The organism is Streptomyces sp. CA-181903 (assembly GCF_050937075.1).
Taxonomy (GTDB): domain Bacteria; phylum Actinomycetota; class Actinomycetes; order Streptomycetales; family Streptomycetaceae; genus Streptomyces.
In genome coordinates, this window is sequence record NZ_JBNJLY010000001.1 from 158,290 (window position 1) to 174,136 (window position 15,847).

Annotated in this window: 12 protein-coding genes; 4 read left to right on the forward strand and 8 right to left on the reverse strand. The window is 73.5% G+C overall.

The window, feature by feature from the left end; translation table 11 throughout:
* Positions 1-195: 195 nt before the first annotated feature.
* A complete protein-coding gene (locus ACQEVS_RS00720) occupies positions 196-1,218 on the reverse strand; it encodes an AraC family transcriptional regulator (protein WP_433013596.1) in 1,023 nt (340 codons plus the stop codon).
* 75 nt (positions 1,219-1,293) lie between these two features.
* Here ACQEVS_RS00720 and ACQEVS_RS00725 point away from each other — a divergent pair, with 75 nt between their 5' ends.
* Positions 1,294-1,785, forward strand: coding sequence for a DUF1772 domain-containing protein (locus ACQEVS_RS00725; protein ID WP_433013599.1), 492 nt, complete (start codon positions 1,294-1,296; stop codon positions 1,783-1,785).
* 116 nt (positions 1,786-1,901) lie between these two features.
* Here ACQEVS_RS00725 and ACQEVS_RS00730 read toward each other — a convergent pair whose 3' ends face one another.
* Positions 1,902-3,788 carry a hypothetical protein gene (locus ACQEVS_RS00730; RefSeq protein ID WP_433013602.1) on the reverse strand — a complete coding sequence of 629 codons (1,887 nt, stop codon included), beginning with the start codon at positions 3,786-3,788 and terminating at the stop codon, positions 1,902-1,904.
* A gap of 382 nt (positions 3,789-4,170) precedes the next feature.
* Between ACQEVS_RS00730 and ACQEVS_RS00735 the strand changes: the two genes are divergently transcribed.
* Positions 4,171-4,785 carry a PadR family transcriptional regulator gene (locus tag ACQEVS_RS00735; RefSeq protein ID WP_433013605.1) on the forward strand — a complete coding sequence of 205 codons (615 nt, stop codon included), beginning with the start codon at positions 4,171-4,173 and terminating at the stop codon, positions 4,783-4,785.
* A 116-nt stretch (positions 4,786-4,901) separates the two neighbouring features.
* On the forward strand, positions 4,902-6,632 hold the full coding sequence (locus tag ACQEVS_RS00740; protein ID WP_433013608.1) for an acyl-CoA dehydrogenase family protein: 1,731 nt from the start codon (positions 4,902-4,904) through the stop codon (positions 6,630-6,632).
* A gap of 145 nt (positions 6,633-6,777) precedes the next feature.
* On the opposite strand, the gene ACQEVS_RS00745 is transcribed toward ACQEVS_RS00740, so the two are convergent.
* The 5 genes from ACQEVS_RS00745 to ACQEVS_RS00765 are packed head-to-tail and all read right to left on the reverse strand — an operon-like array spanning position 6,778 to position 12,176.
* Positions 6,778-7,950 (reverse strand): MFS transporter, encoded by a 1,173-nt coding sequence (locus ACQEVS_RS00745; RefSeq protein ID WP_433013611.1) that lies wholly within the window; start codon positions 7,948-7,950, stop codon positions 6,778-6,780.
* Entirely contained in the window at positions 7,950-8,537 is a 588-nt protein-coding gene (locus ACQEVS_RS00750; RefSeq protein WP_433013614.1) for a GNAT family N-acetyltransferase, read from the reverse strand. Before ACQEVS_RS00750 ends, ACQEVS_RS00745 begins: the two co-directional genes overlap by 1 nt.
* On the reverse strand, positions 8,525-9,745 hold the full coding sequence (locus ACQEVS_RS00755) for a type III PLP-dependent enzyme (RefSeq protein ID WP_433013617.1): 1,221 nt from the start codon (positions 9,743-9,745) through the stop codon (positions 8,525-8,527). Before ACQEVS_RS00755 ends, ACQEVS_RS00750 begins: the two co-directional genes overlap by 13 nt.
* Positions 9,742-11,064, reverse strand: a complete 1,323-nt coding sequence (locus ACQEVS_RS00760) for a DUF6271 family protein (protein WP_433013620.1) — start codon at positions 11,062-11,064, stop codon at positions 9,742-9,744. Before ACQEVS_RS00760 ends, ACQEVS_RS00755 begins: the two co-directional genes overlap by 4 nt.
* Positions 11,046-12,176 carry a phytanoyl-CoA dioxygenase family protein gene (locus ACQEVS_RS00765; protein WP_433013623.1) on the reverse strand — a complete coding sequence of 377 codons (1,131 nt, stop codon included), beginning with the start codon at positions 12,174-12,176 and terminating at the stop codon, positions 11,046-11,048. Before ACQEVS_RS00765 ends, ACQEVS_RS00760 begins: the two co-directional genes overlap by 19 nt.
* A 611-nt stretch (positions 12,177-12,787) precedes the next feature.
* Between ACQEVS_RS00765 and ACQEVS_RS00770 the strand changes: the two genes are divergently transcribed.
* Positions 12,788-14,299, forward strand: coding sequence for a glycoside hydrolase family 3 protein (locus ACQEVS_RS00770; RefSeq protein ID WP_433013626.1), 1,512 nt, complete (start codon positions 12,788-12,790; stop codon positions 14,297-14,299).
* A gap of 57 nt (positions 14,300-14,356) precedes the next feature.
* Here ACQEVS_RS00770 and ACQEVS_RS00775 read toward each other — a convergent pair whose 3' ends face one another.
* Complete coding sequence (locus ACQEVS_RS00775; protein ID WP_433013629.1) at positions 14,357-15,805, reverse strand: FAD-dependent monooxygenase; 1,449 nt, start codon at positions 15,803-15,805, stop codon at positions 14,357-14,359.
* Between the last annotated feature and the right edge of the window lie 42 nt (positions 15,806-15,847).

Here is a 15,847-nt window from a genome sequence, read left to right on the forward strand (position 1 = left end):
TGAGCGAGGTGCCCTTCGCCGGGTCGACGCTGGAGCGGGGCGGCGCGTCGTCAGGCGAGGGAGCGCGCCACGGCCCGGGGGCGAACTCCCGCCGCCGGCGGCTCGCTTCCCCGCGGCGGCGTTGCGTTCCCCGTGACGACGCTGAGCTCCTTGCGCCGCCGCGCGCCCGCGTCCCGAGAGCCGGACCCGGCCCGCTCACCGGCGTGGCCCGTGGCCCGGCCCCGGGTCCCGGAAGGCGTCGCGGTGCCGGGCAGGGCTGAGGCCGCGGACCCGTTTGAAGGCGGCGCTGAGCGCGAAGGCGCTGCCGTAGCCGACCTGCCGGGCGACGGACGCCAGGGTGGCGTCGGAGGAGGCGAGGAGGTCGGCGGCGAGGGAGAGGCGCCAGCCGGTGAGGTAGGCCATCGGCGGCTCGCCCACCAGTTCGGTGAAGCGGCGGGCGAGGACCGCCCGGGAGACGCCGACCTCGGCGGCGAGCGCGGCGACCGTCCACGGCCGGGCGGGATCGGCGTGCAGCAGTCCGAGGGCCGGGCCCGCCACCGGGTCGCCGTGGGCGCGGTACCAGGCCGGGGCCGCGGTGCCCTCCCGCGTGAACCAGGCGCGCAGCGCGCCGATCAGGACGAGGTCCAGCAGCCGGTCCAGGACGGCGGCCTGCCCCGGTTCGTCGCGGCCCAGTTCCGCCTCCAGCAGGGGCAGCAGGGGCGAGTGCCAGGCGTCGGCGGTCAGGTGCAGCACGTTCGGCAGGGTGTGCAGCAGGCGGCGGCCGACCTCGCCGGGGAGCTGGTAGGTGCCGCTGACGAGGACGTGCGCCGCGTCGGTGCGCTCGCCCCAGGTCCGTACACCGCGGTGGAGCTCCGCGCACAATTCGGCTCCGGCCGGGTCGGTCGCCACCTGTCCCGGATGGATGATCGCCCGGGGTGCGGTCGAGGGGTGGTCGGCGACCGTGTACGGCTCGGGGCCGCGTACGACCGCCAGGTCGCCGGGGCGCAGCCGCACGGGTGGCCGCCGGTCGTGCGCGATCCAGCCCTCGCCGCGGAACATGGTCAGGACGGTCAGCGGCGCCTCGTCCCGGACCCGGATCGCCCATGGCGGGTCGAACACCGAGCGCAGCAGGAACGCGCCCTGGGCCCGGGTGCCGGCCAGCAGCGCGCCCAGCGGGTCACCGCCGGCCGGCGCGGGGTCCGCGGGACGCTCGCGTATGCGGCCGAGATCCCCGGCCATGGCCGTGGGCGGGCCCGGCGGGTTGACTTGCGGCGTGGCACTGCGAACGGGGTCAGGGGAATGTCGGTTGTACGCATGGCGGTCCTGTTCGGGGCGGTGGTGACCACCGGGCTCGGCGCCGGGCTGTTCTACTCCTATGCCTGCTCCGTGATGCCGGGACTGGCCCGCGCCGACGACCGGACGTTCGTCGACGCGATGCGACGGATCAACGTGGCCATTCTCAACGGCTGGTTCATGCTCTCCTTCCTGGGCTCGCTGGCGCTGATCGTGTGCGCCGCCGTGCTGGAGTGGCGCGGTGGCGGCCGCACGGTGCTGCTGTGGATCGGGGCGGCCGCCGCCTTCCAGCTCGCCGTGCTGGTGATCACGGGCACGGTCAACGTACCGCTCAACAACGAGCTGGCGGCAGCCGGTTCCCCGGAGCGCGGCACCGACCTCGCCACCGTCCGCGGCGCCTTCGAATCCGTCTGGGTCCGGTGGAACCTGGTCCGCGCCCTGGCCTCCACCGCTTCCTTCGCCTGCGTCTCCTGGGCCCTGGTGCTCGCCTCCCGCACCCCGGCCGCCGACTGAATCCCTTTTCTCGTCACCGGGACGTGTCCGGCCCGTAGCGGCCTGTCCCGTAGGACGGCAGCGAGCCCGGCCCCATCGGAGCCGGGCCCGCCGTGGCCGCGATGTTCTCGGTCGACTCAGTGGCCGCTCTCCCGCAGGGCGATGCCCTGAAGGTTGTAGATCAGGCCCTCGTTGGACTCGGCGAGGGAGCGGTGCAGCACCTGCACGTGGACGTCCAGCGGTGTCCCGGGCTCGATGCTGTGGCCGGTCGCCGGAGACTCGATGACGATGTGTCCGTCCTCGCCGCCGTCCTTCACCACCGTGTACCAGTGGTCGGTGACCGCCGGGTTGAACCGGCTCCCGGCCGGCAGGCCGTCGAAGGAGAGCCGCCACTGCTGGACGCGGTTCTCGCTGGCGGCGAGGGTGAAGGTGTACGACCAGACGTAACCCGTCGCCTCGGGAGGCCAGCTCTGCTCGAACCCGTTCTTCGTCTTGACGGTGACGTCGATCTTCGGCGGGCTCACCTTGGTCGTCACGCTTCCGGTCTTGTCCGGTGAGGTGTTGACGACGTCGGGCGTCTCAATCTTCGAGGTGCTGGTGATGTCACCGGTGAAGGAGCGCTCGACCGTGCCGGTGACGCGGATGACGGCAGCGCCACCCCGGGGCAGGTTCAGGGGCTGGACGAAGTCGCCGCCGGAGATGGTGCCTTGGCCGGCCGTGGCACCTCCGGAGAGCTGGGGCGTCTCGAAGACCGGTCCGGTGAGGTGCGGGGTGAGGGTGCCGGTGAGCCTGGCGGCCGGTACGGCGTCCGGGCCCTTGTTCTCGACCGTCATCGTGTAGGAGATCCGCTTGCCCGCGTCGGCCGTGGCCGGCCCCCGCATGCCCAGGGGGACTTCGGCGGACGGCGGTGCCGTGACCGTCGTGGTGACGGAGTCGGAATACCGCGTCGCGATGTTGGCGCGCGTCTCCGAGGTGACGGTCGCGTCGCAGGTGATGCTGCCGCTGCCGCCGGTGGCGACGGTGCCGTTCAGCGGGATGACGGCGGTGCCGCCCACCGGGAGGTCCAGCGGCTGGGTGAACGTCCCGTCCGTGATGGTGCCGGTGCCCGCCGTGGCGCCGCCGCCGAGTTCGAGCGGCCCGAAGGCGGCGCCGGTCACCTCGGTCGGGAGCTTGCCGGTGACCTTCGCGTCCGGGACGGCGTTGGGGCCCTTGTTCTCGACCGTGATCCCGTACCCGATCGGCGAGCCGGCCTCCACCGTCTGCGGACCGGTCATCGCCAGCGGGAACTCGGCGGGGAGCGTCACTTCGAGGTCGCGGACCTCGTAGTTGTTGGTGAGCGCGCCCGTGGAGGCCGACAGGCCGAGCTTCAGCGTGGCCGGGAGCGCGGCCTGCCCCGGCGCGTTCCGCAGGTCGTAACCGTCGATCAGGCGCTGCCAGTTGTTGTCCTTGCGGACGGAGACGGTCACCTTGCGGTCGATGACCGAGAGCAGGATGCGGGTGGGGTTCTCCCGGCCGAGGCTCAGCGGCGGCAGGGCCGCGCCGACCAGGTAGCGGTAGCCGTCGTACCCGTCGCCCGAGCCGCGCAGCACGGCGTTGTTCGGCCGTGTCCCGGGCCCGGTGTCGCCGGCCTCACCCGGGTGGGAGAACGAGCCGTGCTGGTCGACGCCGATGCCGACGTAGCCGTGGGAGACGCCGGGCCGGCGGTCCGGCTTCCCCTTGTGGTAGCAGGCGTAGCCGAGGGCTCCGCCGGGGCCGCCCACGCCGGTCTCGTGCGCGCCGTCGATGAGGAAGAACGACATCCCGTCGGCCGGATCGGCGCCGCCGTACGCGGCGAGGTCGAACTGCACCGAGATGCCGTCACTGCTGGGGAAGGCGACGTCCAGCAGGGCGGTCCCCGCCTTGAACGTCTGCGCCGGCGTGAGACTGAGCCAGCCCTGGCCGGTCATCCGCGCGGAGCCGTGCAACTTCCAGCCGGGCGGGGTGGCGGAGCCGGCGAAGGACTGCTTGTAGGGGAATAACGACATCCCGGTACCTCCGTGGCGAGGGGAGCGCGTGCGGACGGGTCGCGGACGTGCGCGACGACGCGACCGTACGGGCGCCCCCGGAGCGCCCACACCGGCGCCATCCCGCCACCGGTGCGGGAACCGGCCCGTCCGCCACCGGGGGCGGCCCCACGGCGCACCGGGCCACTCCGGTGGCCCGGCAGCACGCCCGGCGCGCGGGAATATGCCTCTGACCATGGCCGGAACGAGGTCCGTAACCGTTTCTGCTGCCGAACGCCCGGAGCGTGATTGGCCTGCTTTGGCTGGTTCCGCGACCCGTGGTACCCCGGGTCGCGGGGTGAGCCCGGTCTCACTCGGGCGGGGGCTCTTTCCTATGAAACGAGTTGCATAGATGATCCAGGGCATGGCGCTCGAGCACGCGATCCTCGTTTCCCTGCTGGAGAAGCCGGGCTCCGGCTACGAGCTGGCCCGGCGGTTCGAGCGGTCCATCGGGTACTTCTGGACCGCCACCCACCAGCAGATCTACCGGGTGCTGAAGCGGATGGTGGGCGACGGCTGGATCGACGTCCGGGAGGTGGCCCAGCAGGGGCGGCCGGACAAGAAGGAGTACTCGGTGGCGGCCCCGGGCCGTGTGGCGCTCGCCGGGTGGCTGCGGGAGCCGGTCGAGCCGGAGGGCCTCCGGCACGACCTGGCGGTGAAGATCAGGGGCGCGGCCTTCGGGGATCCGGCCGAGCTGGTCGACGAGGTCGAACGGCACCGCCGGGTCCACGCCGAGCGGCTCGCCCACTACCTCGCGGGCGAGCGGCGCGACTTCACCGGCCCCGAGGCGCCTCCGGCGCTCGACACCGGGCAGGAGCTCCAGCACGCCGTCCTGCGCGGCGGGATCGCCTACGAGCGGATGACGCTCGCCTGGCTGGACGACGTCCTCGCCACCCTGCACCGCCTCACCGCCCCGGACCGTCTCGCCGCCCCGGACCGCGTCGGCTCCCCGCACCGCGTCGGCTCCGCGCCCCGGTGAGCGACGGCGTCCGGCGCCAGTCGGCCGCAGGCCGGCCCCCAAGCCCGGACACGCCGCCCCCCATGCCCCCCATGCCCCCATTCCTCCCATCCTCCGAGCCGGAAAGGCGTACCCCCATGGCCAAGGCCGACCCGCTGCTGTTCAACCCGCGCACCTATGACCCGGCGCACTTCGACCCCGAGACCCGCCGGCTGCTGCGCGCCACCGTCGACTGGTTCGAGGAGCGCGGCAAGCGGAAGCTGATCGAGGACTACCGTTCGCGCGCCTGGCTCGCGGACTTCCTCGCGTTCGCCGCGAAGGAGGGGCTGTTCGCGACGTTCCTCACCCCGGCCGCGGCCGCCGGTGAGGCGGGCGGGGACAAGCGCTGGGACACCGCCCGGATCGCCGCGCTCAACGAGATCCTCGGCTTCTACGGGCTCGACTACTGGTACGCCTGGCAGGTCACCATCCTCGGCCTCGGCCCGGTGTGGCAGAGCGACAACGCCGCCGCCCGCGCCCGCGCCGCCGAACTCCTGGCGGACGGCGAGGTGTTCGCGTTCGGGCTGTCCGAGAAGACGCACGGCGCCGACATCTACTCCACCGACATGCTGCTGGAGCCCGACGGCGAGGGGGGCTTCCGGGCCACCGGCTCGAAGTACTACATCGGCAACGGCAACGCGGCCGGGCTCGTCTCCGTCTTCGGCCGCCGCACCGACGTCGAGGGCCCCGACGGCTACGTCTTCTTCGCCGCGGACAGCCGCCACCCCGCGTACCATCTGGTGAAGAACGTCGTCGACTCCTCGAAGTTCGTCAGCGAGTTCCGGCTGGAGGACTACCCGGTCCGTGCCGAGGACGTGCTGCACACCGGCCGCGCCGCCTTCGACGCCGCGCTGAACACGGTGAACGTCGGAAAGTTCAACCTGTGCACCGCCTCGATCGGCATCTGCGAGCACGCGATGTACGAGGCCGTCACCCACGCGCACAACCGCATCCTGTACGGCCGCCCGGTGACCGCCTTCCCGCACGTGCGCCGCGAGCTGACCGACGCCTACGTCCGCCTGGTCGGGATGAAGCTGTTCAGCGACCGCGCGGTCGACTACTTCCGCTCGGCCGGCCCCGACGACCGCCGTTACCTCCTCTTCAACCCCATGACGAAGATGAAGGTGACCACGGAGGGCGAGAAGGTCGTCGACCTGATGTGGGACGTCATCGCGGCCAAGGGCTTCGAGAAGGACAACTACTTCGCGCAGGCCGCCGTCGAGATCCGCAGCCTGCCGAAGCTGGAGGGCACGGTGCATGTCAATCTGGCGCTGATCCTCAAGTTCCTCCGCAACCACCTGCTGGAGCCCGCGGGTTACGAGCCCGTGCCCACCCGGCTCGACGCGGCCGACGACGCGTTCCTCTTCCGCCAGGGCCCGGCCCGCGGCCTCGGCTCGATCCGCTTCCACGACTGGCGGACGGCCTTCGACGCGTACGCACACCTGCCCAACGTCGCCCGCCTCCGCGAGCAGGCGGACGCCCTGTGCGCGTTCGTCACCACCGCCGCGCCCGACGAGGAGCAGAGCCGCGACCTCGATCTCCTGCTGTCCGTGGGCCAGTTGTTCGCCCTCGTCGTGCACGGCCAGCTGATCCTGGAGCAGGCGCGCCTGACGGAGCTGGACGAGGACGTGCTCGACGAGCTGTGCGCGGTGCTCGTCCGTGACTTCTCCGCGCACGCGGTCGAGTTGCATGGCAAGGATTCGGCGACCGAGGCGCAGCAGCTCTGGGCGCTGGGCGCGGTACGCCGTCCGGTCATCGACGAGGGGCGCTCGGCGCGGGTCTGGGAGCGGGTGGAGGCGCTGTCCGGGGCGTACGAGATGGCGCCGTAGGCGGCGGCTGTCGAAACCGCGCTCCGCGCGGTTGTCCTCAATCGCCGGACGGGCTGACTTGTCAGCCCGTCCGGCGATTGAGGACAAGGGGGTCTGGGGCGCAGCCCCAGGAAACGGCGAAGGGGTGGGGCTGGGGACCGGGACCTCAGCCGCTCACCGGCGTCCACCGGATCCGCGTACTGCACAGCGACACCACCCCCGCCGCCACCGCCACCGCGGCAAAGCCCCAGGCCAACCCACTCGCGTTGGCGATGAAGCCGATGAGGGGCGGCCCCGCGAGCAGGCCCGTGGTGCCCATCGCGGCGACCAGGGTGAGGGAGTCGGAGCCCTGCCGGGCCGCCGCCGCGTAGACGCAGGGGGTGACGGCCGCGATGCCCAGGCCGACGCAGGCGAATCCGGCGAGGGCCGCCGCCACGCCGCCGCTCAGCAGCGCGAAGGCGAGTCCGGCGGCGGCCAGGGCGCTGCCGAGGAGGACGACGCGGCCGTCGCCCCAGCGGTCGCGCCAGCCGTCGGCGAAGAGGCGGGCCACGACCATCATCCCGGAGACGACGGCGATGCCCAGGGGCGCGAGCCCGGCGGAGGCATCGGCGACGTCCTTCATGTAGAGGGTGGACCAGTCGTTCATGGCGCCTTCGGTGACGGTGCCGAAGGCCATGGCGCAGCACATCCAGAGGGTGATGCGGGACGGCAGGGCCCACCGTCCGCCGGTTCGCTTCGCCTCCTCGGTCTCCTGTGCCCGGGGCTGCTCGTCCGTGAGGAGTCCGCCCCGCGCGGACGCGTTCAGCAGGACGAGGAGGGCGGCGGCCACGCCGAAGTGGGCCGCGACCGACGAGGTCGCCGCGGTCATGCCGGAGGCGAGGAGCGCGGCGAGCAACGAGCCGCCGCTGAACGTGGCGTGCAGCCTGGCCATGGCGGTGCGCTCGTAGCGGGCTTCGAGGGCGGCGCCCTGGGCGTTCATCGCGACGTTCAGGCAGCCCACGCAGACGCCGTCCACGCCCAGGACCAGCAGCGCCACCGGGTAGTTGGGGGCCGCGGCCAGGGCCGGGAGCAGCAGGGCCAGGGCGAGTTGCGAGAGCAGGGCGAGCCGGCGGGAGCCCAGGCGCTTCATCAGCAGCGCCACCAGGGGGAACGACACCGCCGCGCCGATGCCCGCGGCCATCAGCAGGACGCCGACCTCGGCCGTGGACAGGCCGAGGTCCGTCTTGAGGGCCGGGATCCGCGCGGCCCAGGTGGCGTACTGGAAGCCCAGGGAGCAGAACAGCGCGACGATCGCCAACTGGGCGCGCTGGAAGGGGTCGTGGAGTCGGAACACGTACATCAGCTCGCTTCGTGGTGCACGGGCGGGCCGTGCGGCACCGTCCCGCCCGGTCGGAGTTCCTCGGGGTCGTCGCCGGGCACCGGCCGGGACATGTAGACGGCGTCCGGGCCGTAGCCGTCGGGCAGGGTCACGTCCGGGTGCGCGGCGAATCCGCGGGCCGACCAGAACGCCTCGCTGCCGCCGACGGCGACGAGCGAGATCCGTTCGTCCCCCCGCGCCCGGGCGGTGCGCGTGAGGTGGAGCAGCAGGTGCCGGCCCAGTCCCCTGCGGCGCAGGTGGGGGGCGACGACGATGTCGTGGAGGTGCAGGTTGGCGGCCGGGTCCGGCGGCTCCCCCGGTGCTTCCGGCCGGGTCAGGTCCGGGCAGCGGAAGGCCGGGTAGGGCAGGGCCAGGAGGTAGCCGGCCGGCCGGGCGTCGACGTCGAGGACGAAGCAGGTGCCCGGGGAGGCGTCCGCGCGGGACCGCAGCGCGGCGCGTCCCTCGGAGAGGCCGAGCGCGGTGTAGGCGCCGGCTTCCAGTGCCACGACGGCGTCCCAGTCGCGTTCGGCGATGCCGCGGACGCGGATGCCGCCGTTCACCGGCCCCACTCCGCTCCGTCGTCCGCGGCGCCGACGCAGGTGTACGGCAGCGGGGCGATCCCGTTGAAGCCCTGGGTCATGTAGCTGGTGGCGTAGGCGCCGCACGACAGCACCCACACCGGGTCGCCCGAGGCGAGGCCGCCCGGCACCTCGACGGGCGCGTGCCCGGGGGTGTGGGCGTCGTCGCTGTCGCAGGTGGGCCCGGCGAGGACAGCGCGGACATAGGCGGCGCCTCGGTGCCCGGGGAACACCAGCCGGTACTGGAGCGCGTCCATCTCGTACAGGCCGTTGAACTTGCCGACGCTCAGGTACAGCCAGTGCTGCGGGCTCCCGTCCGGGCGGGGGCGTTCGGCGAGGCGGACGACGTGGGCCCGGACGGCGCCGTGGTCGGCGACGAGGTGCCGTCCGGGTTCCACGACGAAGTCCAGCGGCGCGCCGTGGATCCGGCGCAGCGCCGCCGTGCCCTCGCGGACGGCCGCGAAGATGGCGTCGAGCGGCGGGTCGAGGGGCATGCCCCGCCGGTCGAGGTAGCCGAGGGCGGGCAGGCCGCCGCCGAGGTTGACGTGGTCGAGGGTGATCCCGCGCCCGCGCAGGGCGGCCAGCACCTCGCCGAGGGCCGTCAGCGCGTCGCGCCACGCCTCGGCCGTCATCTGCTGGGAGCCGACGTGCACGGAGAGGCCGGACGGGGTCAGGCCGAGGTCGCGGGCGCGTTCCAGGACGCGGACGGCCTGGCCGGGCGGGCAGCCGAACTTGTGGGTGAGGCCCCACAGCGCCCCTTCCCCGCTGGTCGCCACGCGGCAGAAGACGCGGGCGCCGGGGGCGTGGCGGGCGATGGCCGCCACGTCCTCCAGGCTGTCGGTCGCGTAGTCGCGGATGCCGAGCCGGTGGGCGTGGGCGATGTCCCGGTCGGACTTGACGGTGTTGCCGTAGTGCATCCGGCCGGCCGGCACGCCCGCGCGCAGCGCCTGTTCCATCTCCAGCGGGCTCGCGGCGTCGACTCCGGCGCCCGCGCGGGCCAGCATCGCGAGCACCTCGTCGACCGGGCACGCCTTCATGGCGAACCGCACGTCCACGCCCGGCAGTTGGCGGCGGAGTTCGTCGTAACGGGCGCGGATGCCGTCGAGGTCGAAGACGATCCGGTCCTCGTCGGCGGCGGCGAGTGCCGCGAAGAGCGGGGTGGCGGCGGGGCTGTCGCACAGAGCCGTCGCGGTGCTCATCCGGGCCGTCCCGACGGGGTGCGGACGACGGGGGTGGTGCGGGCGGCGCGGATCAGGGCCTCCCAGGCTTCGGTGAGCAGGGCGAAGTCCTCGATGTCGCGCCGGGCTTCGTCGAGGAGGCGTTCGCGGCGGCCGGCCAGCAGGTCGGCGAAGGCGGCGTACCGGCCGCCGAGCCGGCGGTAGGCGGCGTCGAGGGCGTCGAGCCGCCGGACGTTCCCGGCCCGGTCGAGGCCGGCGCTCTCCCGGGCGAGCGCGGCGACGACGGAGGCCCGGACCCGTCCGCGGCCGTCGAGCAGCGCGTCGCCGGTCTCGGCCATCCGGGCGTAGACGGCGTTGAAGTAGAGCATGGACAGCAGGAACTTGGCGTAGCGCAGCTGGTAGGCCGTGAAACCGGTGTCGGTGCGGCGCTCGCCGGTGTAGTAGTTGACGATGTGGCGGTTGTGCAGGACGCCGGGGAGTCCGGCGTCGTGGACGAGGTGGATGAGGAAGTAGTCGCTGCCGATGGTGTCGGTGGCGGGCGGCAGCGGTACGCGTTCGTGGACGTCGTGGAAGGCGATGTTGCACATGTCCACGCGCATCGGGTCGACGAGGGTGAGCAGGGAGCGGTCGCCGCGGAAGGGTTCCATTCCGGCGCCACGGAAGGACTCGGCGACGAGGTCGCGCTTCTGTTCGTCGGTCCAGTCCTCGGGTGCCCAGAGGCTGACCACGTCGTGGTAGACGGCGGGGTCGAGGGCCTCGATCTCGCCGATGTCGACGGAGAGTTCGCCGATGAACGAGGCGCCGACCATGGCGACCCGGCGGTCGAGGTGCTCCGGGGCGAGGGCCGTCGCGGTGACGTCGGGGCCGGCGTCCGCGGCGCGCCGGCCCAGCGACGTCAGCTCGTGGTGGATGGGGTACACCGGTTCGCCGTCGAGGGTCTGGTACCGGCTGTCGGAGTCCCTGCGGTGGACGGATTCGCAGCCGAGCGCGGCGGCGACGAGGAACGCTCGGTTGGTGCAGGCGCCGTAGGAGAGGCGGTCGGGCAGCATCAGGTCGAGCAGCAACTCGGGCTTGGGCCCTCCGGCGTCCGTGATCACCCGCCGGAGGAAGTCCCGCTGCGCGGCCTCGTCGAGGTGGTGCGCCGTGACGCGGGAGTGCGCGGGCAGCCGGCGGACGGCCTCGGCGTGCACGGCGGCGTCGGCGGGCGTACTGGAGTCGAGGACGAGCAGGTGCACCTCGACGTCGAAGTGCTCGACGGCGTAGGCGGCTTCGCGGCCGACGGCGGCGATCGCCTCGGCGCAGGGCCTGTTGGTGGGCAGGGTCAGACAGATTCCGCGCATATCTCTTCCTCGGTGGCCCGGCCGTTCTCGGCGGTCGTGGCGGCCTCGGCGGTCGTCGTGCCGGCGTCGGTGACGTCGGTGGGTTCCTCGGCGGGTCCGCCGTGCCACGTCCGCAGGCCCAGCAACTTGGCGCCCAGGTCGTTCAGTTCGGCCCGTCCGTAGCGCAGGGACTCGTGCCGGACGGCGTCGCCGAGGAGGGTGGCGTTCCAGTCCGGCGTGCTCAGGTCGCGCCAGGAGGCGATGCGGGAGGCGCGCAGCGCCCGGTGGTTCTCCAGAGCGGGCATCATGGACAGGTATTGGACGGCGCGCACCCCGTCCTCCGAGGTGTTGGGCGCCACTCCGTGGGCCAGCAGGCCGTTCCAGATGAGCAGGTCGCCGGCGCGCAGTTCGGGGCGGACGACGGGCATGTCGTCGCGGTCGATCCGGGGCCGGATGGGGTCCCGGTCGTCGGGCTGGAGGGCCTTCCAGCGGTCGAACCGGCGGAAGAGTTCGGGGCAGCACTGGAAGCCGCCGACGTCGGGCCGGGTGTCGTCGAGGGCGATGATGCCCTGGACGCGCTGCGGGAGGATGCCCTGGGAGGTGTCGACGTCCCAGTGCAGTTCGATGTCGAAGCCGCGCTCGCGGCGTTCGATGAGGGAGCGGGAGCGGTTGCGGACGTTGGGCGGGTTGAGGTTGAGCCGGTCCAGGGTCACCCACAGCTCTTCGCAGTCCCACACGTCGGCGAAGGCGTCGTAGACGCGCCGGGTCTGCCGGCTGTCCCAGATGAGCTGGTGGTGGTACGCCTCGACGAAGCCGTAGACATGCAGTTCCCGGTCCAGGTCGGAGCGCCACTCGCGGTCCTGGTACCAGGTGTCCGGCCGGTCGGGGTCCATGCCCTGGAAGTCCCAGGCGAAGTCGAGCAGACGCCGGGCGGCCGCCGCGGGGATCGCCTCGCGGACGACGACGTAGCCGTAGGTCTGCCAGAAGGCGAAGTCCTCCTCGGACAGCACTCTGAGGGGCCGCTTCTTCTGAAGGTCCCTCAGTTGGGTGCGGGCGAGGTAGGTCTCGCCGTCCGCGCTGAAGTAGGGGATGTCGGTGACGGCTCGGTGGAGGTAAGGGTCAGCGGTCGACATGTGGTACTCCGGATCCTTTCTGTCGCCCCCCGGATCTGGGAACGCCAACGGTGCACGGTGGACGCGAGGGGCGCCGGCGCATGCCGGGGCCGCCTTCGCGCAGGGGTGGGTCGCGGTCCGGCCGGTGGGTCCGGAACGAGAGGTGGTGGGGCCGTCCGTAAGGGGGGCCGCCTGCCGGGGCCGGAGCCGGGTCGCGGCTCGTCACGCCTCCGGGAACGGCGCCCGTCTCGGGCCGTGGTCCCGGGCGCCGCCCGGGGGCCGGTGAGTCCGTGTCGGTTGTTCCGGGCCGCGCGCCTCACGCGCCCCACGCTGTATGTGCACCCGATCAAGGTGGACTAGACCAACTCAGAATGTCAACATCCGAATTGAGATCGTTTCACACGTTCATGATCCATTCGCCCGCTCTGCGCGGGCGCGCGTGAGGCCCCGTCAGGCCGCGAACGATCCCCACAAATACGGACGTTGTCCGTCGAAGTGATGCCGCCCACCCTCTTGACACATGCGGTTAACCTAAGCGCACCCTTGTTGGTCTATACCAAAGCCATCGAGAGTGTCGCCGCCGCTCCGCCGACGCCTTCGCTGGCCGCTTCCCCACCGAAAGGCACCGGCCGATGTCCTCCAGTCAGCACAGCAACGCGTTGCGGCGACTCGCCCTCTCCGTCCTGCAGCCGGGTTTCGTGGGCACCGAGGCGCCGGACTGGGTGCTGCGGGACATCGGTGACGGGCTGGCCTCCGTCGTCCTCTTCTCGCGCAACATCGTCTCCGTCGAGCAGGTCGCCCGGCTCACCGAGCGGCTGCGGGCGGAGAACCCCGACCTGGTCGTCGCGATCGACGAGGAGGCCGGGGACGTCACCCGGATCGAGTCCGGTACGGGCTCCACGCGGCCGGGCAACCTCGCCCTCGGCACGGTCGACGACACCGGGCTGACCGAGGCCGTCGCCGCCGACCTGGGCCGCCAGTTGCGCGCCGCCGGGGTGAGCCTCGACTACGCGCCCAGCGCGGACGTCAACTCCAACCCGGACAACCCGATCATCGGCGTCCGGTCGTTCGGCTCCGACCCGGCGGTGGTCTCCCGGCACACCGCCGCGTGGATCCGCGGGCTCCAGTCGTCCGGTGTGGCGGCCTGCGCCAAGCACTTCCCCGGGCACGGCGACGTCGCCGTCGACTCCCACCACGACCTGCCGGTCTACGGCGCCGGCCGGGAGGAGATCGCCGCGCAGGCGCTGCCCCCGTTCCGGGCCGCCGTGGACGCGGGCGTCCGCGCCGTCATGAGCGGCCACCTGCTGGTACCCGCGTACGACCCCGGCCTGCCCGCCACGCTGAGCCGGCGGATCCTAATCGACCTGCTCCGCGGGGAGCTCGGGTTCGACGGTCTGATCGTGAGCGACGCCATCGAAATGGGCGCGGTCTCCGGTCCCCACGGGATCGGCGGGGCCGCGGTGAAGGCGGTGGCCGCCGGCGTCGACGCCGTCTGCGTGGGCGGCGAGAGCGCCGAGGAGTCCACCGCCCGCCTCCTGACGGACGCCCTCGTGGACGCCGTGGTCCGCGGCGACCTCGCCGAGGAACGGCTCGCGGAGGCGGCCGGCCGGGTGCGGTCGTTCGCGGACTGGTCGGCGGGGCTGCGCCGGGCCGCCTCCGCCGGTGCGGCCGACGGCGACATCGGGTTCGTCGCGGCCCGCCGCGCCCTCCGGCTCACCGGAGCCGTGGACGCCGTACTGCCGCTGTCCGCGCCGCCCCACGTGGTGGAGCTGGTCCCCGCCACGAACCTGGCCATCGGCAAGGAGACCCCGTGGGGCGTCGCCGGTCCGCTGAGCGAGCGGCTGCCCGGGACCACCTCGGTCCGGCTGTGCCCGCGGGATCTGGGCGCGCCCGAGGCCGCGTTGGAGACGCGCGCGCTGGGGGCGGCGGTGGGCCGCCCGCTGGTCGTCGTCACGCGGGACGCCCCGCGCCACGCGTGGATGAGCCGCGCTCTCGCGGACCTCACCACGGCGCGGCCCGACGCGATCGTCGTCGAGATGGGGCTGCCGGGGGCCGCGGCGCCGGGCGCGGTGCAGATCTTCACCCACGGCGCGAGTACGGCGTCGGGGGTGGCCGCCGCGGAGGTCCTGGCCGGCAAGCGCTGACTCCGCCCCGGCGGCGCGGCCGCGCCGCGAGGCCCTGACCGCCGGACGGGCTGCCCGTCAGCCCGTCCGGCGATCGGAGGCCGCCGCGCCGAGCGCGGCCAGCCGCTCCGCCACCTCCCCCGCGCCGGACAGCGGGGCGCGCAGCGCGACATGGTGGTCGGGCCGTACCAGCAGCAGGTCGCGGGCCGCAGGGTCTTCCTGGACGCGAACCAACTCGCCTGACGTCCCGGCCAGTTCGCGCAGCACCGGGCCGCCCGGGCCGCGCAGGGTGAACCACGGGCCGCCCTCACCGCGCCGCACCCCGCCCGCGCGCTCGCCCGCGTCGGGGCCGCCCCACGCCAGCGAACTCCACGGGTAGCCGACGCGCAGCGTCGTGGTGTCCTCGGTGGCGGCGGCCTCCGTGCCCACGCCCGCCCTGCGCACGCCCTCGCGTACCGCGCCCAGGCGCTCGTCGGTCAGCCGCAGGGTCCACGCGGCGACCGGCAGGCGCTCCTCCTCGTAGGTGTCGAGGAGCGGCTCCGCCGCCTCGCCGCGGTGCACGAGCGCCAGCTTCCAGCCGAGGTTGAAGGCGTCCTGGATGCCGGTGTTCATGCCCAGGCCCCCGGCGATGGAGTGGACGTGCGCGGCGTCACCGGCGAGGAAGACGCGGCCGACGCGGAACCGGTCGGCCATGCGGACGCTGATGCGGTACACCGAGGTCCACCGCACGTCGGTCAGCCGGACGCCGGGCACGCGGGCGTGGCGGTCGAAGGTCCGCTGGAAGGACTCCCGGGAGGGCGGCAGCACCGCGCCGTCGGCGTCGCGCTCGGGCGCCGCCTGGAGCTGCCAGTGGTCGCTGTCGCGGAAGGGGCAGAGCATGATGCCGCCGTCCTCGTCGAACCACTGGTGCCAGTAGGCCGGGTCGAGGCCGTCGGCCCGTACGTCGCCGATCACCATGCACTCCTCGGCCTCGGTGGCGCCCTCGAAGGAGAGGCCGAGGAGCTTGCGGACGGTCCCGCGCCCGCCGTCGCAGCCGACGAGCCGGTCGGCCCGGATCCGCCGGCCGTCGGCGAGGGTGGCGGTCACCCCGTCCTCGTCCTGGGTCAACCCCGTGAGTTCGCTGCGCAGTTCGGGCTCGACGCCGAGCCGGGCCAGGCGACCGCGGAGGATCTCCTCGGTCCGCCACTGCGGGATGAGCAGCCCGCTCGCGTACGGCGTGTCGGCCGTCGGGGCGTTGTTCCCGAAGCTCACGTGGTCGCTGACCGGGACGCCGCCGCGGTACTTGCGCAGGGTGATGTGCTCGGTGCCGGAGGCGGTGGCCTCCTCCCCCACCCCCAGGTCCTCGAAGATCTCCCGGCTGCGCTGGTTGAGCCCCTTGCCGCGGGACTCCCGGTGGAACTCCGGCGCCTTCTCGACGACGCGGACGGCCACGCCGGCGCGCGCCAGCACGATGGCCAGCGTCAGCCCCGTGGGCCCGGCGCCGACGACGAGCACCGAGGTGTCCGGCGGAACGTGTGCGTGGGTCATGGCGGTTCCTTCCCCCGTGGATGCGCTGGGGCGGCGCCCGCT

What these genes read in the sequence shown, in the direction of transcription:
- ACQEVS_RS00745 (WP_433013611.1), bottom strand. Translation starts at nt 7,950, where the DNA reads ATGTACGTGTTCCGACTCCACGACCCCTTCCAGCGCGCCCAGTTGGCG.
- ACQEVS_RS00760 (WP_433013620.1), bottom strand. Translation starts at nt 11,064, where the DNA reads ATGCGCGGAATCTGTCTGACCCTGCCCACCAACAGGCCCTGCGCCGAG.
- ACQEVS_RS00720 (WP_433013596.1), bottom strand. Translation starts at nt 1,218, where the DNA reads ATGGCCGGGGATCTCGGCCGCATACGCGAGCGTCCCGCGGACCCCGCG.
- ACQEVS_RS00725 (WP_433013599.1), top strand. Translation starts at nt 1,294, where the DNA reads ATGGCGGTCCTGTTCGGGGCGGTGGTGACCACCGGGCTCGGCGCCGGG.
- ACQEVS_RS00735 (WP_433013605.1), top strand. Translation starts at nt 4,171, where the DNA reads ATGGCGCTCGAGCACGCGATCCTCGTTTCCCTGCTGGAGAAGCCGGGC.
- ACQEVS_RS00765 (WP_433013623.1), bottom strand. Translation starts at nt 12,176, where the DNA reads ATGTCGACCGCTGACCCTTACCTCCACCGAGCCGTCACCGACATCCCC.
- ACQEVS_RS00740 (WP_433013608.1), top strand. Translation starts at nt 4,902, where the DNA reads ATGGCCAAGGCCGACCCGCTGCTGTTCAACCCGCGCACCTATGACCCG.
- ACQEVS_RS00730 (WP_433013602.1), bottom strand. Translation starts at nt 3,788, where the DNA reads ATGTCGTTATTCCCCTACAAGCAGTCCTTCGCCGGCTCCGCCACCCCG.
- ACQEVS_RS00775 (WP_433013629.1), bottom strand. Translation starts at nt 15,805, where the DNA reads ATGACCCACGCACACGTTCCGCCGGACACCTCGGTGCTCGTCGTCGGC.
- ACQEVS_RS00770 (WP_433013626.1), top strand. Translation starts at nt 12,788, where the DNA reads ATGTCCTCCAGTCAGCACAGCAACGCGTTGCGGCGACTCGCCCTCTCC.
- ACQEVS_RS00755 (WP_433013617.1), bottom strand. Translation starts at nt 9,745, where the DNA reads ATGAGCACCGCGACGGCTCTGTGCGACAGCCCCGCCGCCACCCCGCTC.